Genomic DNA, 21,242 nt, shown 5'->3' on the forward strand with positions numbered 1-21,242 from the left:
GCCGTCGAAGGTCACCACCGATGTCGATCTCGAACACGTCCTCCGATGCTGCCCACGGCGACCTCGAGTCGCTGTTGCTGCCGCGTGTCGCGCGCGCTCTCCTCGACGCCTCCGTCGCGGCGGTCGAACCCACCCCTCTCGCGGTCGTGGGAACGGCCGGCTCCGGCAAATCCCGCGTGCTGCGCCACCTCTTCACGGCGCTGCGCGCGGCCGGCGCCTCCCCCGTCGCTCTCACGCACCTCTCCGACCTGCCCGCCGCGGCGGACGCGGTCGTGATCGTCGACGACGCGCACCTCCTCGACGATGAGACGCTGTCCGCACTGGCGGAGCGGTTGCGCACGGGAACCGCGACGGTGCTGCTCGCCACCCGTCCCGACCCCGACTCCCCCGCACTTCGCGCGCTGATCGACGACATCGAACGCCATCAGCCGCCGATGCTGCTCGGACACGTCACGATGTCCGACGTCACCGCGCATCTGGGCGCCGAAGCGACGGACTCGTCGCGAGGGTGCCTCACGCGCCTCCTCGAGGCCACCGGGGGTCTGGCGTGGCTGACCGCCGAGGCGCTCATGCTGCACGGCGACGCGGTCTGCGACGGTCGCTGCGACCACGACGAGATCGCCCGGTCGCTGGACGACCTCGTCTCGCACCGCATCGACTCCCTCGACCCGTCGCTGCGGCTCGCGGTCGAGGCACTGTGCCTCGACGAGCGCTCCGCATTGGACGCCGGCGCCGGCCCCGCCTGCGCCGCCGGCTACGACGCCGGTCTGCTGCAGCGCGGCGGACGCACGGTGCCGCTCGTGCGCGACGCCGTGCGCGCACGGCTGACCGCCGACCGCCTGCTCGAGCTGTATTCCGCACGGCTCGTGCGCGACGCCGCCTCGGTGCAGGCGCTTCTCGGCGGCACGACGGACGAGCGGGTGGCATCCGCCCTTCTCGCCGACGGTGACCGCGAGCTGTCGCGCGATCCCGCTAAGGCGGCCGAACTCTACGAGGCGGCGGACCGTGCAGGTGCCCCCTCGGCCACGCTGTCGTTGCGTCGCGCGCGGGCCGCCTGGGCGCTGGGCGACGTGGACGCCGCCGGGACGTTCGTCGACCGTCTGCTCGCGGGCCCCGATGCCCCCGGCGACGCGGCTCTCGACATGGCCGCCGCCGTCTGGGCGATGCGCGGCGACATGGACCTCGGGGCGCAGGTCTACCGCGGCGGTGTTCCGACGGCATCCGAGAGCCGGGCGAAGTGGACGATCGCCGCCGCGGGCGCCGGTCACACCGACCCGGCCGCAATGACCGGCTCCGCATCCGTGCGCACCATCCCGACCGCCCACGGCGTCTCGCTCGAACTCCTCTCGCGGGGCCTCCGGGCCTCGCTCGACACCGGCGACCACGACGGTCTGCAGGATCTCGTGCGTGCGAGCGAGATGTACACCGCATCGGGGAGCGACGCCCCTCTGCCCGAACTGCCCGCCGTGATCGCCGCGCTCGTCGCCCTGCACCTGGGGGAAGCGGCCGTCGCCCAACGGGTGCTGGATGCCGCGATCGCCGGCGCGCAGGGCGGAGCGTGGGCCGCTCCGCGACTGCAGCTCTGGCGCGCGTGGGTCGCCCTGCAGCGCGAGCACGCCTCGGAGGCCGAGAACGCGCTGCGTGCGGCGACCGGCGGACGCCCGCTCGGCGCGCGCGATCGCCTGCTCGCCGACGCCGTCGAACTCGGGCTCGTGCGGCGCAACGGCCAGCCCTCCGAGCTCCCGCCGGTCTGGCAACGCGCGCAGGAGTCCTTGCTGCGCGTGCAGGTCGACCTGTTCACGCTCGTCCCCCTCGGCGAGTTCGCCGTCTCGGCGGCTCGTGTCGGTGAATTCAGCGCCGTGCGCTCGTCGCTCGAACGGGCGGAGCAGCTGCTCACCGATCTCGGACGACCGGCCCTGTGGGAAACGAGCCTGCAGTGGTCGGGCCTGCATGCCAGCATCCTGCTGGGCAGTCCCGAGGAGCTCACGGTGCACGCGCGGGCCCTGCGGGCCGCGGCCGCGCACTCGCCGCTGGCCGCCCGCCTGGCGCGCGCCGGACGGGTGTGGACCGACGTCCTCACCGGCGCCGTCGACGTGGACGCCATCGAGGAGTCCGCCGCCGGCCTCGCGGCGAGCGGGTTCGCCTGGGACGGTGCGCGCCTGGCCAGTCACGGCGCGAGCAAGTCGACCGATCGACGCATCATCGCGCGCCTCCTCGCGTGCGCCCGTCAGCTGCACCCGCGCGAGCGCGTGGAGACGCCCGTGACCCCGGCGACCGACACCGGCCCGATCCCGGTGCCCACGCGCGGGGCCGAGGGTTCCGGCATCCTGAGCGAACGCGAGCGAGAGGTAGCGGCGCTGGTGCTGCAGGGCAAGACGTACGCCGAGATCGGCGAGACGATCTTCATCTCCCCGCGCACCGCCGAGCACCACATCGCCCGCATCCGCAGGCGCCTCGGCGCCACCTCGCGCTCCGACCTCATGAGCCGTCTGCGCATGGCTCTCGACGACGGTTCGCACGCCCCGGAACCGGCGGCGGAGGCGACCGGCGACGACGCGCGATCCGCCAGGGTGCTCGCGTCCGCCAAACCCCTATGACCCACCCCGCGCTATGGGGATTCCCCCCGACGCGCACACACACCCCCTCGACCTAACGTCGATCCCAAGGAACAACCGTGAGGAGACCCCAATGAGCGTCACGCTGGCGACCATGGCAGATGCGCTGATCGAATTCATCCTGAGCCTCCTACGCGATCCGGAGGCCGCAGCCGAGTTCGAAGAAGACCCGGAAGGCGCGATGGCGGCACGGGGGTTGAACAACGTCTCGTACGCGGACGTGTGCTCGGTCGCCCCGGTGATCGCAGAGAAGCCCCACGTGATCGTGAACACCCAGCCCGCGCCGGTTCCGGTGGGTCCCAAGCCGGAGTGGAACCCGGTGGTGAAGGAGATCAAGTCGATCACCACCCAGCTGTCCTACACCCACATCGACGACCGTGACACGATCGTCGACCAGTCGGTGAACCAGAACATCTGGGCCAACGGCGACGTCAACCAGACCTTCGGCAACGAAGCCGTCGTCGCCTCGGGTGATGACGCGATCGCCGCCGGCAACGATGTCGACCAGGACACCACTCTCGACAACTCCACCGACATCAACGCCGGCAACGACGTCAACATCGGCAACGACGAGACGAACACCGACATCGACGGCTCGTACAACGACACCGACGAGACCACCGAGACGACCGACAACTCCACCGACGTCGATCTGACCGATTCGGCCAACGACTCCTCGACGGATGTCGTGGTCGACGACTCGTTCAACGACACCACCGACACGACGATCGACACCTCGGTCGACGAGGACACCACCGTGGTGTTCGACTCGGGCAACGATGTCGTCATCGAAGACACCTCGGATGACACCCTCTGACACGCCCTCGGAACGGCGGGTGGGCTCACACGAGCTCACCCGCCGTTCCGGTGCGCCCGCCCCGCAAGCGCAGGTGCGCCGCTCGCCGGCACCGCCGCCGTACGAACCGCCCCCCAAGGCCACGAAGCCCGAGCGCCCCGCGCTGCACGACAAGGCCGCAGCCCCCGTCATGGTCAAGATGCCGCCGCCCGCCGCGGTGCGCCTCGCGCAGATCAGCTGGGTGCTCAGCCTGGTGGTCGGCGCCATCACCGTGGGGTACCTCTTCATCATCCGCCAGACGATCGATCCCGACATCGAGGCGATCGTGCGCGGGGTCGACTCCTCCCGTCCGGCCGAGACCGTCAGCACCGCCGCCGACATCGTCTTCTGGTGCGTCTTCGGCGCATTGGTGACGGTTCTGCTGGTGCAGATCACCTCGCTCGTGTCGTTCAACAACCGCCGCAACAACGCGCGCTGGTGGATGCTCGGCATCCTGCTGTTCCTGGCCGTGACGGTCCTGGCCGCGCGGCAGTTCGTCGCCGTCGGCGACCGCGGTGTGCCGCTGGATCGGCTGCTGCTGATCCAGCTCGGCCTGTCCGCGCTCGGTCTGCTGTTCTCTGTGATCCCGGCAGCCCTCCGCTGGACCCGGCGCAAGCACGACATCCGACGCGGCAGCCCCGGCAGCAGCCCCTCGGCCGATTTCTGACGAAGCGGCATCCGATCCTGGACGGACGGATGCCGCTTCTCTTTCGCGTCAGGCAGGTCCGCTCGAGAGCACCGCGTCCGACGCGTCGACACCGCTCTCGGCGTCATCCGTCTGGCCGTGTCCGAGGAGATCGGATGCCGCGCCCTCGACGCTGCGGACCACGCCGCGGCACAGGTCGGCGGTGTGGCGGTCGGTGAGGGGGGACTCCGCCAGGGAGTGCCAGCGGGCGAGCAGACCGTCGATGCGTTCGCGCTGCACCGGAGGGGCCGCATCGTCGCCGAGACCCAACCGGCGCGTCGGGGCGAGACCCGATCCGCCGACGATCCGCTCCGCCTCCGCGAGCGCCTCGGCATCGAGTTCGGGCGGGGCGGTGCGCAGCTCCGCCAGCAGCGACAGCTCGCGCAGATCGTGGCTCTGCGCCGTGAGGCGCTCGATGGATGCCAGCAGCCCGGCGGTGTGCGGGCGCGGGCGCTCGCGCACGAGACGCTCCACACTGTGCAGGATGCCGCGCGCCTTCAGCGCGAAGGCGCGGCCGCGGAACTGATCCTCGACGAAGCGCTGCACCTCGACCAGGCCGCTCTGCTGCACGAGCCGGTCGGACAGAGCCGACGATGTCGTCGCCCCGCCGCGGATGAGCGCCGCCGCCAACCGCACCCCGAACAGGCCGAAGCGGTGCAGCAGGCCGCGGCGTATCTCGACGCTCAGGGCGGTGTCGTCGGAGGCACGGGTGAAGCGGTCGACGGTCAGCAGCAGCTTGTCGCGGGCCTCGCGGTCCATCAGCGCGATGTGGCGCAGGGCGATGAACTCGCTCTCGCGGAGTGTGCGACCGCCCTCGGCGAGCAGGCCCGCCACCGGGACCACGTCGAGCGCCAGGGCGCGCAGCTCGCCGTCACGGCGGTACCGGTCGGCGATCTTGGCCGCCGAGAGCAGCGAGTCGATGCGTCCCGAGCCGATCTCGTCGGCACGAGAGAGGGCGGCCAGGGCGTTGACGGTCTGGGACTCCCCCGCGGCGGTGTCGCGGAAGGCCTCGAGGAACTTCAGGTCCTCGGCGTGCACGTGCCGGAGCAGGTAGATGATGGCATCCGCCGCCGTCGGGGTGTCCTTGGGGATGAAGAAGTCCGTCGAGCGTGCAGAGTTCTCCACGGTCAGCGACGCGATACCCGGGGTGTCGATGAGCACCGTGGAACGGAGGCTCTCGCTCGGCCACGCCACGTCGATCCAGGCGACCTCTTCGGCGGTGTAGCCGCCCATGTCCAGCACGAGGCGCCCCTCGTGCCGGCGCACCGGACGCGAGATCCGACGGCCGTCGTGCAGGCGCAGATCCACACGGGCGGTCGATCCGTACCGGTACCACGTGATCGTGCGCGTGCACTCCCCCGCGTCGGTCGGGGCGATCCGCTCGCCGATGAGGGCGTTGAGCAGCGTCGACTTGCCCGCTTTGACGATGCCGGCGACGGCCAGGCGCAGCGGCTCGCGCAGCCGCGCACGGAACGACTCCAGTACCTCGACGGCAGCCGCGTCGTCGGCGTACGCATCGAGGGCGTCGTCGACGATGCGGGCGACCTCCGGCAGCCGGGCGCTCACCGACCGACCGCCGCGCGGGCGGGGCGTGCCGCCTCGAGCTCGGCCGTGGGGATGCGCCCGCGCAGGGCGTCGATGTCGCGCAGCTGCGCCTGCAGCGTGGTGATGCGCTTGTCACGGTCGGCGGTGTAGGTGGCCGCTGCCTGCTTGGCCACCAGCACCGAGTCGCTGAGCGAGCGGTGCAGTTCTTCGGCGATCGAGCCGAAGTGGTCGCGGGCGGTGCGCTGGACGATGCGCAGACGGTCCTTCAGCTGCTTGCCCACCTGGAAGACGGTGTCTTCGATGTGACGACGCAGGAGGTTCTTCGCCTCGTTCTGCCGACGGAGCAGACGCGAGGACATGTCCTCGCGGAAGGCGCGGCGACCCACCAGCACGCCGGCGAGCAGCGACAGCGGGTTGATGAGCGAGAGGCCCACGATGCTGGTGGCGAGACCCACCATCAGCACGCCGCCGTAGGAGCCGCGCACGCCGATGTAGATCTTCTCGGCGGCGCCCATCTTGCCGTCGTCGAGGTGCTGCAGCTCCTCGACCGGGTCGAGCAGTCCATCGGTGCCGGCGACGTCGATCAGGGGGATCGACCCCTCGCCCATGCGGAACTCCTCAGCCACCTGCTCGGCCAACCACTGGGACCGCTCGTTGGTCCAGACGAACGTCTCGGAGACCGCGGCGTTGACCCGCTGGTCGACCCACTCGGCGATCTGGTCCCAGATGGGGCCCGGGTCGCCCTCATCGATCGCCGCCTCACCCTCGCGCTGCACCTTGCGGAGACGATCGCGCAGGTCGTGCTCGGTGTCGGAGATCAGGTCGGCGATGCCATCGGAGAGCGTGACCTGCCAGCGGGAGGTGCGGCTGCGGAAATCGTCGGCCTTGGCCTTGGCATCCTCGAGCCGGGCGATCATGCCCGGGGTGTCCTCGGGGTGCAGCAGGGCGTTGAGCTCGGTCTTCACGGCCAGCGAGAGCTGGTCCGACACGGTCAGCAGGTCGTGCACGGCGGCACGGCGGTTCAGGTCCTCCGCCTTGCCCAGCACGTCGCGGCGCAGATGCGCCACGAGCTCGGGGAAGCCGGACTCGTCGTTGAGTTCGCGGTCCTGCTGCTCGGCGGCCAGCAACCGCAGGTCGCTCGAGACGGCGAAGACGGGCACGTCGTCGACGTCGACGCCCAGCTCGTTCAGGTGCTTCTCGTCGACGCGCTGGATCTCGCGCCACTCGGGGTACAGGTCGGTCTTCGACAGCACAGCCGCGACGTTCGGCGAGATGCGCATCGCGTGGCGCAGGAACTGGATCTCGGGCTCGGTGTACTCCTGCGACGCGTCGGAGACCAGCAGGACGGCGTGCGCGGTCGTGAGGGCCGCGAGGGTGGCGAGGGAGCGAGTCGATTCGAGCCCGCCGACACCGGGCGAGTCGACGATGCGCAGACCCCCTTTGAGGATCTCGCGCGGCAGCAGCACCTCGGCGCCCACCACGTCGCCGTCCTGCTCGTCATCGGCGCGGGAGGTGACGTAGTCGGAGAGACGCTCGAAGGGGATGTCGACCCGGCGGACCTCGTGCGACTCCCCGCTCTCGCGTTTCACGAGCACGGTCGCGGAGGGCTCTTCGGCGTAGCCCACGGAGGTCGGCACGCTCGTGGCGATGTCGTCGTCGACGGCGCAGGCGGGAGCGTTGATGAGGGCGTTGACCAACTTGCTCTTGCCCTGCTTGAACTGCCCGACGATGACCACGCGCACGTGCGGGTCCTGCAGCCGGGCACGGGTGCTCGTCAGCTTCTCGACCAGGTCCTCGCGCCCGAGGACCCCGGAGTACTTACGCGCCCGTTCGACGAGGGCGGCCAGTTCGGCGGCCGGCGCCGGGCTCTTCCTCCCGTCCTCGGCGGCGCCGTTCGGCGCGGGAGACGTGGTGGGCTGGGCCGGTGCGGACACGCGGGGAACCTCTCGGTCGGGCCGACGCCTCTTCGACGTCGAAGGATCTGGGAACGACGATAGCCCCGGGCGGGAAAACCCGCCCAGGGCTACCGTTCAGACGCTTCCGTGGGTACGGATGGCGACTCAGGCGTCGAGATCCAGGTCGGGGACCTGGACGTCCACGACCTCGGAGTTGCCGGAGCCCCAGATGACGTCGGCGTTGATCGTCCAGTTCTCGGACTCCGTGGAGCTGAAGTCGTCGTTGAACGAGTCGGTCACGTCCACGTTCGTCGACTCGTCGTTGTACGAGTTGTCGAACGACCAGTCCTGCGAGTTGTCGGTGAGCTCGACCGAGATGTCGGTCGTGTTGCCCACGTTGTCCCACGTGGTGATCTCGGTGGTGTTGTTGAGGTTGATGTCGCCCTCGGCGTCGAAGTTCGTCGACGCGTCCAGCGAGCGCGAGATCGAGACGTCGCCGCCGGCGGCCACGGCACCCTCACCCGAGGCGGTCACGGCGCTGTTGCTGAAGTCCTGGCCGATACCGCCACCGATGACGTTCTGGTTGACCGACTGGTCGACGATGGTCGACTGGCTGTAGATCGAGGCGTTGCCGCCGCCACCCGCACCGCTCCAGCCGGAGAAGCCCGTGTTGTACTCGCGGACACCCGCGTTGGTGGAGTTGTCCTCCACCGAGTTGTCCGTGTTGTAGGAGTCGACGGCGATCTCGTACGAGTTACCCGAGTTGTTCGTGGAGTTGTCGGTGTTACCCGAGTTGTCCCACGAGTTGTCGAGGTTGTTGGAGTCGACGTTGCCCGAGTCCACGAACGACCAGTCCTGCGTCGACTCATCGGTCGAGGAGTTGTCGACGTTGCCGACGCTCTCGAGGTCGACGGCCAGGTTCTGGCTGTTGTTCGTGTTGGTCGTGCTGTTGCTGTTGCCGACGTTCGACCAGTCCGCGTTGCCGGAGTCGTTCACGTCACCGATGTTCCACACCATGATGTTGGTTCCTTACTTTACGAAGAGGCTCAGGCCAGGGGCAGGTTGAGGTCGGCGGTGTTGAAGCTGTCCACGACCGCCGTGATGTCGACGTCGATCGTCGTCTCGCTGTCGAACACCTCGGAGGAGTTGAACGAGCCGTCGGCCGAGTAGTTCTCCGAGAAGTCGTTGAACGAGTCGGTGACGTCGATGACGGTGGAGTTGTCGGTGTACGAGTAGTCGAGGTTGTACTCGTTCATCGAGTCCGTGATCGTGGTGATCGTGGTCTCGTTGCCGATGTTGATGTCGCCGCCGGCGCTGAAGTTGCTGGACTCGTCGACCGAGTAGTCCCAGTCGACGTTGCCGCCGGCTGCGATCGAGCCCTCACCCGAGGCGGTGACCGAGGAGTTGCCGAACGTCTGGTCGACGTCGCCGTCGGCCGCGATGTTCTGGTTGACCGACTGGTCGACGATCGTGGAGCTGCTCCAGATCTCGGTGTGGCCGCCGCCACCCGCCGCACCGGAGTCTGCTGCCGAGGCGCCGCCCCACGCGCCGAAGCCCGTGTTGTACTCGCGGACACCCGCGTTGACCGAGTTGTCGGTGTGCGAGTTGTCGGTGTTGTAAGAGCCGTCGGCCCACTCGAGGCTGTTGCCCGAGTCGTTCGTGGAGTTGTCGGTGTTCAACGAGTCGACCCACTCGTTGGACTCGTTGTACGAGCCCTCGTTGAACGAGCCGTCGAGGTCGACGGTGGTCTCGCTGGCGTCGGTGGTCGAGTTGTCGGTGTTGAACGAGTCCGTCGCGCTGAGGTCGGCGTTCTCCGAGTTGTCTTCGTTGACGACGCTCGTGTCGTTGAGCGAGTCCGCGACGGCCGTGTTGAGCGAGTTGTTGATGTCGCCGGTGGTAGGCATTTCTTCCATCCCATTCTCGGGCCGCGGCCCGCAGTACTGTTCGTTCTTCGAGAGTAAGAACGGGCCGCGGATCCGGCATCGGGGGCCTCCCCGGTATCGGGTGCGGGGTACCCCGGGGTTTCGGGGGACGGGGAGGGGGACCGGGGGTGTCCGCCGATCGGGGCCGATGGCTTCGACGGGTTCGGCCGCCCCCTGGGGAACGGAACGCTGAGCCCGCACGACCCCCGCCATCTCACGGGAGCCCGGGCCCTGAGCCGTTCAGCAGTTCCTCACCCCGCGAGCACAGAATCCCTCCGAGGAGCCAGGACCCGGAGCCCGCCGAGGGGCCGACCCCCACGAGGCCGCCCCGCGCACGCGGACCCCCGCACCTAGGCTGGTTCGGTGGACACCGCCGAGCTCACCGCCCTGCTCACCCCCGAGGGCCTCCGCCTGCTCGACGACATCGGACCCCTCGCGTCGACCGACGACGCGGCGCGCGCCGTCTCCCGGCTCCGGGCGGCCGGCCACTCCCCCGACCTGGTCGCCGCCGTCGTGGGACAAGCCCGTCTCCGGGTGCGGGCGGCGACGAAATTCGGCCCGTTCGCCGACCGGATGCTGTTCACCCGCGCGGGTCTGGAGCAGGCGACGCGCCTGTCGATCGCCGCCCGGCACGCGGGACGGTTCCGCGACGCCGGGATGACGAGCGTCGCCGACCTGGGCTGCGGAATCGGCGGCGACGCCCTCGGCCTCGCCGGCCTCGGCATCCGGGTCCACGCCGTCGACGCCGACGAGGTGACCGCCGCCATCGCCGCGTTCAACCTCGCCCCCTTCGGCGAGGCCGTGAGCGTGGCCCACGCACGCGCGGAGGACGTCGACCTGTCGGCGACGGATGCGGTGTGGCTCGATCCTGCACGGCGCACCGCCGGCCATGCGGAGACGCGGCAGGTGGCGTCGGCGGAGTGGTCGCCGTCGCTCGAGTGGGTCTTCGACGTCCTTCGCCGCACCCCGGGCGGCGTGAAGCTCGGCCCGGGTTTCGACCGCGCGCAGATCGCCGACGACGTCGAAGCGCAATGGATCAGCGCCGACGGCTCCACGATCGAGCTGGTGCTGTGGGCGGGCGCCCTCTCCCGCGAGCGCGTGCGGCGTGCGGCGCTCGTGGTGCGCGGCGGCGAGGCCTGGGAGCTCACCGCCGCCGCCGACAGCCCCGATGTCGATGTGCGCGAGCTCGGCGCCTTCGTGCACGAGCCCGACGGGGCGGTGATCCGCGCCCGGCTCATCGGCGAGGTCGCCCGCGCCCTCGACGCGGGGATGCTGTCGGACGGGATCGCGTATCTGACCTCGGATGCGGCGCTGACGAGCCCGTTCGTCTCGACGTTCCGCGTGCGCGAGCAGCTCCCGGTGGATACGAAGAAGCTGGCTCAGGCCTTGCGCGCACGCGGTATCGGGACGCTGGAGATCAAGAAGCGCGGCGTCGACATCGACCCCGCCGTCCTGCGGAAGAAGCTCTCGCTGCGCGGCGACGAATCGGCGACGCTCATCGTGACCCGCGTGGGGTCCCAGCGCCTCGCTCTGCTCGCCGACCGCGTGTGAGAGCCTCCCCCGCTCCGCTACCGCGGCGCGGGGGAATTCCCGGCGACACGTACCGCGACGACTCTCAGACCACGGCGAGCTGCGAGAAGCCCCAGACGAGCCAGCCGACGCTGAAGACGAGCGAGAGCACGGCGAGGCACAACGCCCACACGGCAGCGTGTCGACTGTCGTGCGGCCGCCGCAGCGACAACGCCGAAAGGACGCCGGCGGTCACCCCCAACGGCAGGAGCCACCCGGTGAACAGCGATCCCAGCAGCGCGAGGATCGCCAGCGCGAGCGCCCACGGCGCGAAGGACGGTGGGGCAGGCGGCACCGGGGGCACGTAGGGGATGAGGTGGTCGCCGAACGCGGCCATCTCGAGCTGGGCCGTCGGCATGCGCTCGGGGTCCTCGTCGAACAGGGGGACCGACGAGCCTGGCACCGCCGTCCCGGATGCCGCGGCGGCCGGCACCGACGTGCTCCCGCCCGGGGCTGCGATCGTGCGGGGGGTCGGAGTGATCCCCGGCGCCGCCGGGGCGGAGTCCTCACCCCTCCCGCCCGCCGCCGCCTCGTTCCCGGACGCCGAGGTGTCTTTGCGCCCGCGCCGCGTCGGCGGCGGCACCTCGGTCACGATGCCGCCCCGTCGCGCGGCGACGACGCGGCGCGGAGGGTCGGGGGCTCGGCATCCGGATCCTCGGCGACCTGGATCTCGGTTACCGGCAACGTCGAATCGGCGCCGAAAGCGAGAGTCGAGGGGCGCCGACCCGAGGCGATGAGCTCGGCGGCGAGCGCGGCGATCATCGCGCCGTTGTCGGTGCACAGGCGAAGAGGCGGAATGCGCACGGCCACACCGGCGGCGGCAGCGCGCTCGAGGGCGACGTCGCGCAGACGTCTGTTGGCGATGACGCCTCCGCCGAGGAGCAGGCGGGGAACACCGTGGCGCGCACACGCGTCGAGGGCCTTGGTGACGAGAACGTCGACCACGGCCTCGCGGAAGGAGGCCGCGACGTCCGCCACCGGCACCGGCTGTCCCGCGGCCTCGTGCTGTTCGACCCAGCGCGCGACGGCGGTCTTCAGGCCCGAGAACGAGAAGTCGTAGCGGTGGGATGCCATGTCGGAGGCCCGCGACATCCCGCGGGGGAAGCGGATCGCGGCGGGATCGCCGGTCGCTGCGGCGCGATCGATCTCGGGTCCGCCGGGGTACGGCAGCTTCAGCAGACGCGCGACCTTGTCGAAGGCTTCGCCGGCGGCATCGTCCATCGTTTCGCCGAGCAGTTCGACATCGGTCGTGAGGTCGCGCACCAGCAGCAGCGAGGTGTGTCCACCGCTCACCAGCAGCGCGACCGTGGGGTATTCGAGCTCGCCGGCGTCCGCGTCGAGGATATCGGCCGCGATGTGCCCGACCAGGTGGTTCACGGCGTAGAGCGGCTTGTCGAGTGCGACGGCCAGCCCCTTCGCCGCCCCGACACCGACCATCAGCGCGCCGGCGAGCCCGGGGCCGCTCGTGACGGCGACGGCGTCGAGGTCTGCGAGGGTCACCCCGGCCTCGGCGAGGGCGGCGTCGATGGAGGGCTGCAGGGCCTCGAGGTGCGCGCGGGCGGCGACCTCGGGAACGACACCGCCGTACCGGGCATGTTCGTCCATGCTCGAGGCGATGGTGTTGCTGAGCAACCGCCGGCCGCGGACGATCCCGATGCCGGTCTCGTCGCAGCTGGTCTCAATGCCCAGGACGAGGGGCGCGTCCATCAGCACCATCCCTTTCCGGTCGACGTGGCGGTGGCGCGGGCGGCCGCCCACCCCCGGAGGTCGAGCTGCATGACGATCGCGTCGACGTCGTCGGGCTGGTAGTACCGCGGGCGGCGACCCACCTCGGCGAAGCCCTCCGAGGCGTACAGCGTCTGCGCGACGGGGTTGTCCGCCCGCACCTCGAGGAACACCTGGTGCACATCGCGGCGCACGGCCTCGCCGAGGAGTTCGCCCAGCAACGCCCGGCCGCGACCGCGACCTCGCGCGGTCGCGGCGATGGCGATGGTCTGCACATCGGCATCCCGTGCCCCGCGCACCGCGCGCAGTCCCGCGTAGCCGACCAGGCGCTCCCCCTCTTCGACGACGACGTACCATCCGTGCGGGGACGCGAGCTCCTCGCGCATCATCGCCGCGCTCCACGCGTCGGTCGGGAACGAGGCGTTCTCGAGCGCCATGATCGCGTCGAGGTCGGAGACCGTGGCGGTGCGCGTGGCCATCAGCTGACCCGCTTCGGCGCGTGCGCGGCGACCACGTCGGGGCTGCGCAGGTACAGCGGTTCCGTGCCGGCGAGGGTGCGGCCGGCGGCGAGGGCGCGCGCGGCGGAGAGCGCGATCATCGCCGCCGACACCCTCGTCGCCTCGATCCGTACGGCGCCGAGATCGGACAGCCGCTCGTCGACGTCGTCGCGGGGGCTGAGCGTGGCGTCGGTGATGCGCACCGGGAGTCCGTCGTCATCGATCCCGTCGTAGACGCTGTACGCGAACTCTCGGCGGCGGGCGTCGGTGACGACGGCGAAGCGGGGGGTGTCGACGCCGGTCAGGGCGTCGGCCAGCAGCACGCCGAGCGCGACGGCGTCGTGACTGGGCACGGGGACCACCGGCACACCGCGCCCGAGCGCGTAGACCCGCGCGGTGGCGATGCCGACGCGCAGCCCGGTGAACGGACCCGGTCCCATGCCGATCGCGACGTGCGTCGGCGCGGAGACGACCGCCGTCGCCCGCCGCAACAGGTCGCCGATCACCTCGGCGTGGCCGAGGGGGTTCGCGCTCTGCTCGTCGGCGAGCACCTCCCCGTCGCGGGCGATCGCCGCGACGGCGGTGCCGAGCGAGGTGTCGATGCCGATGATCACCGTTCCAGGGTATCCGGCCCTTCGACACCGCTCCCGTGGCGGCATCCGTTTGCGCCGTCCGCTCCGAACAAGGGCTGTGGATGCCACCGAGCTCGACCTCCGCCGCGTGGTCGTCCCCACCGGCGCAGGGCCCATCGTCGTGCGCGCGGGTCGCGGCTCGGGAAGTCCCGTCGCGACGGTCCTGCTCCACGGGGCAGCCGGGTCATGGACGACGTGGACGCCGATGCTCTCGGCATCCGCGGGCCGCCTCTCCGACGTGATCGCCGTGGATCTTCCGGGCTGGGGCGAGACGCCCGGCCCCGTTCCCGACCCGGCGGAACTCGCCGTCGCGATCGCGGCCGTCGCCCGCGCCCTCGGCTACCCGCGGTGGCGGGTGGTCGGACACTCGCTCGGCGGGGTCGTCGCACTCGACATCGCCGCCCGCTTCCCTCGCGAGACCGTCGCCGTCGGTGTCGTGTCGCCGAGCGGCGCGGGCGCCCGGGCCGTCACGCGCCGTCCCCTCTCGGGTGCCGTGCGCCTCCCTTGGCTGGCCGGCATGGTGGCGGCGATGCGGGTGCTGCGCGCCATCGGACCGGTCGCCGGTCCACTCCTGCGGGGGCTGCGGCGCACGGGGGTGCTCCGCGTTCTCGCGCGACCGCTGTTCCGGCATCCCGAGCGCGTGGGGCGCTCTCTGACCGACGCCCTCGCCTCGGAGATCCGTCCGGCGGCGTTCCTCGCCGCCGCGAGGATCTCGCGCACGCACGACGACGGCGTGTGGCGCCGCATCGTGTGCCCCGTGCGGTCGGTGCGCGGCCGTCACGACGTCTTCGTCGCCGCGAGCGACCCCCGCGCCTGGAGGCGGATGCTGCGCGACTACGACGACGTCGTGCTCGACGAGAGCGGGCATTTCGCGCACGTGGAGCAGCCGGCCGAGACGCTGCGGGCACTCCGTGACGTCTGGGCGGCCGACCGCGCGCCGGGGCGGTCCACCCGGGCGAAGCCGCAGTCGGCGGGGACCGGAACGCGGTGATCGCTCCGTCGGCGGGTCAGGGTCGACGCGAGATGGTCACCGTCCGCGGCGCATCGACGTCGAGCTCGACGGTGTGCACGGCGATCTCGCCGCACGCGTTGTCGACACCGCGGCCGCCGAGATGGCGGTCGATCTCGATCTCCCACCACGCATCCGACAGGTACTCGGCGACCCCTCGCCCCCATTCCACGATCACGGCCGAATGCGCGACGTCGATGTCGAGGTCGTCGAGCTCGACCGCCGCCCCCAGCCGGTAGGCGTCCACGTGCACCAGGGGCGTGCCGTCGACGAGCGAGGGGTGCGTGCGCGCGATGACGAACGTCGGACTCTGAACCGGACCGCGGATGCCGAGTCCCTCGCCGATCCCGCGGGTCAGGGTCGTCTTGCCCGCGCCGAGCGGCCCGGTGAGCACGACGACGTCACCGGGCGCCAGAGCGCGGCCGATCGCGCGGCCCAGCTCGTGCATGTCGGCGGGGCCGGCGATCTCTCGCGTACCCAGGAGCTCGTCGGGGACGCTCACGCCTCGACCTCTCGCCGGGGGACGCGAGCGCCCACGCGCGTGACGATCTCGTAGTCGATGGTGTCGGCGGCATCCGCCCAGTCACGCGCCGAGGGCGCGCCCAGAGTCGGATCGCCGAAGAGCACGACCTCATCGCCCAGCGCGACCGGGTGATCGCCGACATCGACGACGAACTGGTCCATCGCGATGCGACCGGCGACGGTGAATCGGCGACCGCCGATCGACACCGGTCCCCGGCCGGATCCCTGGCGGGGAACGCCGTCGGCGTAGCCCAGCGGCACGAGCACGAGGGTCGTGTCGCGCTCGGTGCGGTAGTCGTAGCCGTACGACACGCCGGTGCCCGCCGGGACGCGCCGCACCGCGGCCACGGCTCCGCGCAACGTCATGGCCGGGCGAAGGCCCAGGTCGGCGGCCGTGCGGTCGGCCAGGGGCGAGACGCCGTACAGGCCGATGCCGATGCGCACGCATCCCAGCCGCGCTTCGGGGAGGGTGATCGCCGCGTTCGTCGCCGCGATGTGCCGGAGGGAAGGGGTGAGCCCCGCGCCCACGGCGAGCGCCACGCCCTCCTCGAAGCGGGCGAGCGCCGCGCGATCGTCGTCGAGGCTGGTGTTCGACAGGTGCGAGAACACCCCGATCACCCGCACGCGCCCGATGCGTTCGAGTCGCGCCGCCTCGGAGAACACCATCCGCCACTGCTCGGGGGCGATGCCGTTGCGCGACAGTCCCGTCTCGATCTTGAGGTGGACGGTCGCGGGTCGTCCGCCCGCGTACGCCTCTGCGGCGCGCTGGAGCTGGTCGAGGTGGGAGATGCCGAGCTCGACGTCGTGCTGCACCGCCTCGGTGAACGACGCTCCCGGTGCGTGCAGCCACGCGAACAGGGGGGCACGCAGGCCCGCGCGCCGCAGCGCCAACGCCTCGTCGATGTCGGAGACGCCGATGCGGGTCGCTCCGCCCTCGAGCGCCGCGAGGGCCGTGCGGAGGGCTCCGTGACCGTAGCCGTCGGCCTTCACCACCGCGATGATCTGCGAGCCCGTCAGCGTGCGCAGGTGCCGCACGTTCTCGGTGATCGCGTCGACGTCGATGAGCGCTTCACGCAGCACTCCCCGCGGCAGTCTCATGCGGTGTCCTCTCGGGCGGTGGGGGGGACGGATGCCGGGCCTTCGGCCGGAGGAACGGCCTCCGCGACGACGTACGCCGTCGCGAGCCCCGCGTCGTGCGACATCGAGAGATGCAGGGCGGTGATCCCTCGGGCTGCGACGGCCATGGCCGTCTCGCCGGTCAGCGCGAAGGTGGGGCGTCCCGACGGTTCGGAGGCGACCTCGATGTCGGTCCAGTGCACCCCGTCGGATCCGCCGAGGGCCTTGATCAACGCCTCCTTCGCCGCGTACCGCGCGGCGAGCGAGCGGGGCTTGAGCGCGCGCTCGGCGGGGGCGAACAGGCGGGGAAGCAGCCGCGGGGTGCGCGCCAGAGTGGCCGTGAAGCGCGGAACGTCGACCACGTCGACGCCGATTCCGACGATCATGCGCCCTCCCCTCGTGGCATCCCTCTCCATTCTGCCGGTGCCCGCCGACATCGGGTTGCCGCTCCCGCCGCCCGAGGCAGACGCCGGAGCCCGTCCCGCCACCCCCGGAACACAACGCAGGAGATTCTGCCGTCCTCTCCCGCGGCGGCGACTCGCCGTCCGCCCTCGTGCGCCGATCTCCTGCGTCGTGTCGCCGCGGCCTCGTTCCCCGGCATCCGGGGACAACGACGAAGGGGCCGGATGCCACGGCATCCGGCCCCTCAGACGACGGTCTATTCGACCGTCACCGACTTCGCCAGGTTACGCGGCTGGTCGACGTCGAGGCCCTTGGCCTCGGCCAGGCTCATCGCGAAGATGTGCAGCGGCACCACGGCCAGCAGCGGTTCGAACAGGGGGGCGGCGAGGGGGATGCGCAGCACCTCGTCGGCGGCGGGAAGCACGGCGACGTCGCCCTCTTCGGCGATCGCGATCACGCGGGCACCGCGCGCGCGGATCTCCTCGATGTTGGAGACGACCTTCTTGTGCATCTCGCCCGAGCCGCGCGGCGACGGCACGACCACGAACACGGGCTGCCCCGGCTCGATGAGGGCGATGGGGCCGTGCTTGAGCTCGCCGGCAGCGAAGCCCTCGGCGTGGATGTACGCCAATTCTTTGAGCTTGAGCGCACCCTCGAGCGCGATCGGGTAACCGACATTGCGGCCGAGGAAGAGAACCGAGCGCGTGTCGGCCATCCAGTGGGCGAGCTGCTCGATGCGCGCCTGCTCGCTCTCGAGCACGCGGGCGATCTTGCCGGGAACGGCCTCCAGCTCGGCGACGGCCTCGACAGCGGCGACGGGATCGATGGCGCCGCGGATCCGGCCCACGTGCAGCGCGAGGAGGTACAGCGCGGTGATCTGCGCGACGAAGGCCTTCGTGGACGCCACGGCGACCTCGGGACCGGCGTGCGTGTAGACGATGGCATCCGATTCGCGTGGGATCGTCGCTCCCTGCGTGTTGCAGATCGAGAGCGTCTTCGCCCCGCGGGAACGGGCGTACTTCACCGCCATGAGCGTGTCCATGGTCTCGCCCGACTGGCTGATCGAGACGACCAGCGTGCGGTCGGAGAGCACCGGGTCGCGGTAGCGGAACTCGTGGGCGAGCTCGACGTCGACGGGAACGCGCGTCCACGTCTCGAGTGCGTACTTGCCGACCATGCCCGCGTAGGCGGCGGTGCCGCACGCGATGACGAGGATGCGGTCGATGTCGGCGAGGAAGTCGTCGAGTCCCTGGAGCTCGGGGATCTCGACCCGGCCCTCGTGGATCCGGCCGCGCAGCGTGTTGGCGACGGCCTCGGGCTCTTCCGAGACCTCCTTCGCCATGAACGACGACCAGCCGCCCTTCTCGGCCGCCGAGGCGTCCCACGTGACCTCGAACGCCTCGACCTCGACCGGTGCACCCGAGAAGTCGGTCACCTCGACGCCCTCGGGGGTGATGGCGACGATCTCGTCCTGCCCGATCGCGAGGGCGTTGCGAGTGTGCTCGACGAAAGCGGCGACGTCGGATCCGAGGAAGTTCTCGCCCTCGCCGAGGCCGATGACCAGCGGGGAGTTGCGGCGCGCGCCCACGACCAGACCCGGGTGGTCCTGATGCATGGCGAGGAGCGTGTAGGCACCCTCGAGACGCGAGACGACCGCACGGAACGCCTGCACCAGATCCTTGGTGCGGGCGTACTCGCGGCCGATCATGACGGCGGCGACCTCGGTGTCGGTCTCGCTGCGGAACGCGAAGCCCTCGCCGACCATCTCGCTCTTGAGCTCGGCGAAGTTCTCGATGATGCCGTTGTGGATGACGGCGAGCTTGTCGTCGTCTGCGAGGTGCGGGTGCGCGTTGGCATCCGTGGGGCCGCCGTGCGTCGCCCAGCGGGTGTGGCCGATGCCGGTGGTGCCGTTCGGCATGGGCGAGGCGACGAGGTCGTCACGGAGCACCGCGAGCTTTCCCGCGCGCTTGCGCATGTCGAGAGTGCCCTCGCCGTCGATCACCGCGATGCCGGCGGAGTCGTAGCCCCGGTACTCCAGCCGAGACAGCCCGGCGAGAAGGATGTCCTGGCTCTGACGAGGACCCACGTAACCGATGATTCCGCACATGAGCCCCCATCCTACGGGGCGATGCCGCGCACTCCCGGCGACCGCGGCCGACGGCGGTGGTCGGCCCTAGAGCTTGCGCAGCAGCACCGACTCGACCTTGTGGTCGGCGCCCTTCTGCAGCACGAGCCCGGCACGGTGTCGCGTGGGCAGGACGTTCTCTTCGAGGTTGGGGAGGTTGATCTCGCGCCAGTAGCCGAGGGCGCGTTCGACGGCCTCCTCGTCGCTGATGTCGGCGAACACGCGGAAGAACGATGTGGGGTTCGTGAAGGCGTTGTCGCGCAGCGCGAGGAACCGCTCCACGTACCACTTCTCGATGTGGGCGGCGTCGGCGTCGACGTAGATCGAGAAGTCGAACAGGTCGCTCACGGCGACCTCATTCGGCGAGGGCGGTGGCTGCAGCACGTTCAGCCCCTCCACGATGACGACGTCGGGTCGGCGCACGGTGACGTGGGCGTCGGGCATGATGTCGTACCGCACGTGCGAGTAGAAGGGCGCGCGCGCCTCCTCGGCGCCCGACTTCACCTCGCTGAGGAACTGCACCAGCGCCCGCCGGTCGTACGACTCGGGAAAACCCTTGCGATCCATGAGTCCGCGGCGTTCGAGCTCGGCGTTGGGATAGAGGAAGCCGTCCGTGGTGACGAGCTCCACCCGCGGGGTGTCGGGCCAGCGGCTCATGAGCTCGCGGAGCAGACGGGCGATGGTCGATTTCCCGACCGCCACGGAGCCGGCGACGCCGATGACGAACGGGGTCGTGGCATCGGGTTCGCCGAGGAACTCGCTGGTGTCGGCGCCCAGTCGGCGCGTGGCGCGTGCGTAGAGGCTCAGCAGCCGGCTCAGGGGCAGATACACCTCGGCGACCTCGCGAGGATCGAGGCGGTCGCCGATCCCGCGCAACTGCACGATCTCGTTCTCGGTCAGCGGCTGTGGGAGTCCGCCGGCCAAGCGCGACCAGTCGTCGCGGTCGATCTGACGGTAGGGGCTCAGCGACGGCGCGGGAGCGTCGGTCTCGGCGGCGGACACCCGCCCCATGCTACCGGCGCGGTCACGCTCCTCCGGATGATCCGGCGCGGCCGCACCGTCCGCGCCGCGCCGGCCGGCGACGGTGACCGCCGCACCGAGCGGCAGGGCGGAGCTTCGCCGCACCGGGCGGCGGGCCGGCGCTTCGCCGCACCGGCGGCAGGGCGGATCTTCGCCGCACCGGCGGCCTGGGGCGGCACCACTACGCTCGGACCGTGCGCCTGGGAGTCCTCGACATCGGTTCGAACACCGTCCATCTGCTCGTCGCCAACGCCCGTGCGGGGGGTCGGCCGACGGCTACCACCTCGCACCGCTCGGTGCTGCGCCTCATGCGCTACCTCCAGCCCGACGGCTCCATCTCGCCCGAGGGCGTGAAAGGACTCGTGGATGCCGTGGCCGCGGCCTGCGCGCACGCGCGCGCCGAGGGGGTCGACGAGCTCCTCGCCACCGCGACCTCGGCCGTGCGCGACGCGACCAACGGCGAGGCGGTCATCGCGCAGATCGAGGACGTCCTCGGCCAACCGCTGCAGGTCCTCGGCGGCGAGACGGAGGCGCGTTTCACCTACCTGGCGGTACGGCGGTGGTTCGGCTGGTCCGCGGGGCAGATCCTGCTGTTCGACATCGGCGGCGGCTCCCTCGAGATCGCCGGCGGCGGAGACGAGCTGCCCGACCTCGCCGAATCGGTGCCGCTGGGTGCGGGACGCTCGACGGTGCAGTTCCTGCCGCACGACCCGCCCAGTGCCGACGAGATCGACGAGCTGCGTCAGCACGCGATGTCCGTGCTCGCGCCCGTGGCCGAGCGTTTCGCGGCGCTCCCCCGGCCCGACCACGTGGTGGGCTCGTCGAAGGCGATCCGCTCGCTCGCCAAGCTCGCGGGCTACCCCGTGCCGGGCTGGTCGGGAATCGACCGTATGGTGCTGCCCCGCCGGGAGCTGAAGGACTGGATCCCGCGGCTGGCCCGCATTCCCGCCGAGGCACGCGAAGCGCTACCCGGCATCACCGCCGACCGCACGTTCCAGATCGTCGCCGCGGCCGTCGTCGTGGAGCGGGCGATGAAGGCGCTGGACGTCGAGGAGCTGGAGGTATCCCCCTGGGCGCTGCGCGAGGGAGTCCTCCTGCGGTACATCGAGTCGCTAGAGTACTGACCCC

General features: G+C 71.2%; 19 protein-coding genes. 6 read left to right on the forward strand and 13 right to left on the reverse strand.

What is annotated here, in order from left to right; translation table 11 throughout:
- Positions 1-20 precede the first annotated feature (20 nt).
- The 3 genes from FHS07_RS03180 (at position 21) to FHS07_RS03190 (ending at position 4,117) form a co-directional block, all read left to right on the forward strand.
- Positions 21-2,597, forward strand: a complete 2,577-nt coding sequence (locus FHS07_RS03180) for a helix-turn-helix transcriptional regulator (protein WP_183418448.1) — start codon at positions 21-23, stop codon at positions 2,595-2,597.
- Between the two features lie 91 nt (positions 2,598-2,688).
- Complete coding sequence (locus tag FHS07_RS03185; protein WP_183418449.1) at positions 2,689-3,432, forward strand: IniB N-terminal domain-containing protein; 744 nt, start codon at positions 2,689-2,691, stop codon at positions 3,430-3,432.
- Positions 3,419-4,117 (forward strand): hypothetical protein, encoded by a 699-nt coding sequence (locus FHS07_RS03190; protein ID WP_183418450.1) that lies wholly within the window; start codon positions 3,419-3,421, stop codon positions 4,115-4,117. Before FHS07_RS03185 ends, FHS07_RS03190 begins: the two co-directional genes overlap by 14 nt.
- A gap of 48 nt (positions 4,118-4,165) precedes the next feature.
- Here the strand turns inward: FHS07_RS03190 and FHS07_RS03195 are convergent, their stop codons facing one another.
- The 4 genes from FHS07_RS03195 to FHS07_RS03210 form a co-directional block, all read right to left on the reverse strand.
- The gene (locus FHS07_RS03195) at positions 4,166-5,701 is read right to left on the reverse strand and encodes a dynamin family protein (protein WP_183418451.1); all 1,536 of its coding nucleotides are present in this window, start codon (positions 5,699-5,701) and stop codon (positions 4,166-4,168) included.
- On the reverse strand, positions 5,698-7,614 hold the full coding sequence (locus FHS07_RS03200; RefSeq protein WP_343054587.1) for a dynamin family protein: 1,917 nt from the start codon (positions 7,612-7,614) through the stop codon (positions 5,698-5,700). Before FHS07_RS03200 ends, FHS07_RS03195 begins: the two co-directional genes overlap by 4 nt.
- A 126-nt stretch (positions 7,615-7,740) precedes the next feature.
- Positions 7,741-8,592, reverse strand: a complete 852-nt coding sequence (locus tag FHS07_RS03205; protein ID WP_183418452.1) for a hypothetical protein — start codon at positions 8,590-8,592, stop codon at positions 7,741-7,743.
- A 29-nt stretch (positions 8,593-8,621) separates the two neighbouring features.
- The gene (locus FHS07_RS03210) at positions 8,622-9,479 is read right to left on the reverse strand and encodes a hypothetical protein (protein WP_183418453.1); all 858 of its coding nucleotides are present in this window, start codon (positions 9,477-9,479) and stop codon (positions 8,622-8,624) included.
- A gap of 381 nt (positions 9,480-9,860) precedes the next feature.
- On the opposite strand from FHS07_RS03210, the gene FHS07_RS03215 reads away from it, so the two are divergent.
- On the forward strand, positions 9,861-11,048 hold the full coding sequence (locus FHS07_RS03215) for a THUMP-like domain-containing protein (RefSeq protein WP_183418454.1): 1,188 nt from the start codon (positions 9,861-9,863) through the stop codon (positions 11,046-11,048).
- A 64-nt stretch (positions 11,049-11,112) separates the two neighbouring features.
- Here FHS07_RS03215 and FHS07_RS03220 read toward each other — a convergent pair whose 3' ends face one another.
- The 4 genes from FHS07_RS03220 to tsaB are packed head-to-tail and all read right to left on the reverse strand — an operon-like array spanning position 11,113 to position 13,902.
- Positions 11,113-11,658, reverse strand: coding sequence for a hypothetical protein (locus FHS07_RS03220; RefSeq protein ID WP_183418455.1), 546 nt, complete (start codon positions 11,656-11,658; stop codon positions 11,113-11,115).
- The gene (gene tsaD / locus FHS07_RS03225; RefSeq protein ID WP_183418456.1) at positions 11,655-12,773 is read right to left on the reverse strand and encodes a tRNA (adenosine(37)-N6)-threonylcarbamoyltransferase complex transferase subunit TsaD; all 1,119 of its coding nucleotides are present in this window, start codon (positions 12,771-12,773) and stop codon (positions 11,655-11,657) included. Before tsaD ends, FHS07_RS03220 begins: the two co-directional genes overlap by 4 nt.
- Complete coding sequence (gene rimI, locus FHS07_RS03230) at positions 12,773-13,270, reverse strand: ribosomal protein S18-alanine N-acetyltransferase (protein ID WP_183418457.1); 498 nt, start codon at positions 13,268-13,270, stop codon at positions 12,773-12,775. Before rimI ends, tsaD begins: the two co-directional genes overlap by 1 nt.
- Entirely contained in the window at positions 13,270-13,902 is a 633-nt protein-coding gene (tsaB, locus tag FHS07_RS03235; protein ID WP_343054588.1) for a tRNA (adenosine(37)-N6)-threonylcarbamoyltransferase complex dimerization subunit type 1 TsaB, read from the reverse strand. The genes rimI and tsaB overlap by 1 nt, the downstream gene beginning before the upstream one ends.
- 76 nt (positions 13,903-13,978) lie before the next feature.
- Between tsaB and FHS07_RS03240 the strand changes: the two genes are divergently transcribed.
- Entirely contained in the window at positions 13,979-14,911 is a 933-nt protein-coding gene (locus FHS07_RS03240; protein ID WP_183418459.1) for an alpha/beta fold hydrolase, read from the forward strand.
- Between the two features lie 16 nt (positions 14,912-14,927).
- On the opposite strand, the gene tsaE is transcribed toward FHS07_RS03240, so the two are convergent.
- From tsaE to coaA, 5 genes are all read right to left on the reverse strand, one after another.
- Complete coding sequence (gene tsaE, locus FHS07_RS03245; RefSeq protein ID WP_343054589.1) at positions 14,928-15,431, reverse strand: tRNA (adenosine(37)-N6)-threonylcarbamoyltransferase complex ATPase subunit type 1 TsaE; 504 nt, start codon at positions 15,429-15,431, stop codon at positions 14,928-14,930.
- A complete protein-coding gene (gene alr, locus FHS07_RS03250; protein ID WP_183418460.1) occupies positions 15,428-16,549 on the reverse strand; it encodes an alanine racemase in 1,122 nt (373 codons plus the stop codon). Before alr ends, tsaE begins: the two co-directional genes overlap by 4 nt.
- A complete protein-coding gene (locus tag FHS07_RS03255; RefSeq protein WP_183418461.1) occupies positions 16,546-16,953 on the reverse strand; it encodes a holo-ACP synthase in 408 nt (135 codons plus the stop codon). The genes alr and FHS07_RS03255 overlap by 4 nt, the downstream gene beginning before the upstream one ends.
- 272 nt (positions 16,954-17,225) lie before the next feature.
- Positions 17,226-19,076 carry a glutamine--fructose-6-phosphate transaminase (isomerizing) gene (gene glmS, locus FHS07_RS03260; RefSeq protein ID WP_183418462.1) on the reverse strand — a complete coding sequence of 617 codons (1,851 nt, stop codon included), beginning with the start codon at positions 19,074-19,076 and terminating at the stop codon, positions 17,226-17,228.
- Positions 19,077-19,142: 66 nt separating this feature from the next.
- Positions 19,143-20,105, reverse strand: coding sequence for a type I pantothenate kinase (gene coaA, locus FHS07_RS03265; RefSeq protein ID WP_183418463.1), 963 nt, complete (start codon positions 20,103-20,105; stop codon positions 19,143-19,145).
- A 203-nt stretch (positions 20,106-20,308) separates the two neighbouring features.
- On the opposite strand from coaA, the gene FHS07_RS03270 reads away from it, so the two are divergent.
- Positions 20,309-21,238 (forward strand): Ppx/GppA phosphatase family protein, encoded by a 930-nt coding sequence (locus tag FHS07_RS03270; protein ID WP_183418464.1) that lies wholly within the window; start codon positions 20,309-20,311, stop codon positions 21,236-21,238.
- Positions 21,239-21,242 lie beyond the last annotated feature (4 nt).

This window comes from Microbacterium proteolyticum (assembly GCF_014192415.1).
Classification (GTDB): Bacteria; Actinomycetota; Actinomycetes; order Actinomycetales; family Microbacteriaceae; genus Microbacterium; species Microbacterium proteolyticum.

Bases quoted from the DNA above. Each gene is read 5' to 3' on its own strand.
- rimI (WP_183418457.1), bottom strand. From the start codon at position 13,270: ATGGCCACGCGCACCGCCACGGTCTCCGACCTCGACGCGATCATGGCG.
- FHS07_RS03255 (WP_183418461.1), bottom strand. From the start codon at position 16,953: ATGATCGTCGGAATCGGCGTCGACGTGGTCGACGTTCCGCGCTTCACG.
- glmS (WP_183418462.1), bottom strand. From the start codon at position 19,076: ATGTGCGGAATCATCGGTTACGTGGGTCCTCGTCAGAGCCAGGACATC.
- FHS07_RS03190 (WP_183418450.1), top strand. From the start codon at position 3,419: ATGACACCCTCTGACACGCCCTCGGAACGGCGGGTGGGCTCACACGAG.
- FHS07_RS03185 (WP_183418449.1), top strand. From the start codon at position 2,689: ATGAGCGTCACGCTGGCGACCATGGCAGATGCGCTGATCGAATTCATC.
- alr (WP_183418460.1), bottom strand. From the start codon at position 16,549: ATGAGACTGCCGCGGGGAGTGCTGCGTGAAGCGCTCATCGACGTCGAC.
- coaA (WP_183418463.1), bottom strand. From the start codon at position 20,105: ATGGGGCGGGTGTCCGCCGCCGAGACCGACGCTCCCGCGCCGTCGCTG.
- FHS07_RS03205 (WP_183418452.1), bottom strand. From the start codon at position 8,592: ATGGTGTGGAACATCGGTGACGTGAACGACTCCGGCAACGCGGACTGG.
- FHS07_RS03180 (WP_183418448.1), top strand. From the start codon at position 21: ATGTCGATCTCGAACACGTCCTCCGATGCTGCCCACGGCGACCTCGAG.
- FHS07_RS03210 (WP_183418453.1), bottom strand. From the start codon at position 9,479: ATGCCTACCACCGGCGACATCAACAACTCGCTCAACACGGCCGTCGCG.
- tsaD (WP_183418456.1), bottom strand. From the start codon at position 12,773: ATGGACGCGCCCCTCGTCCTGGGCATTGAGACCAGCTGCGACGAGACC.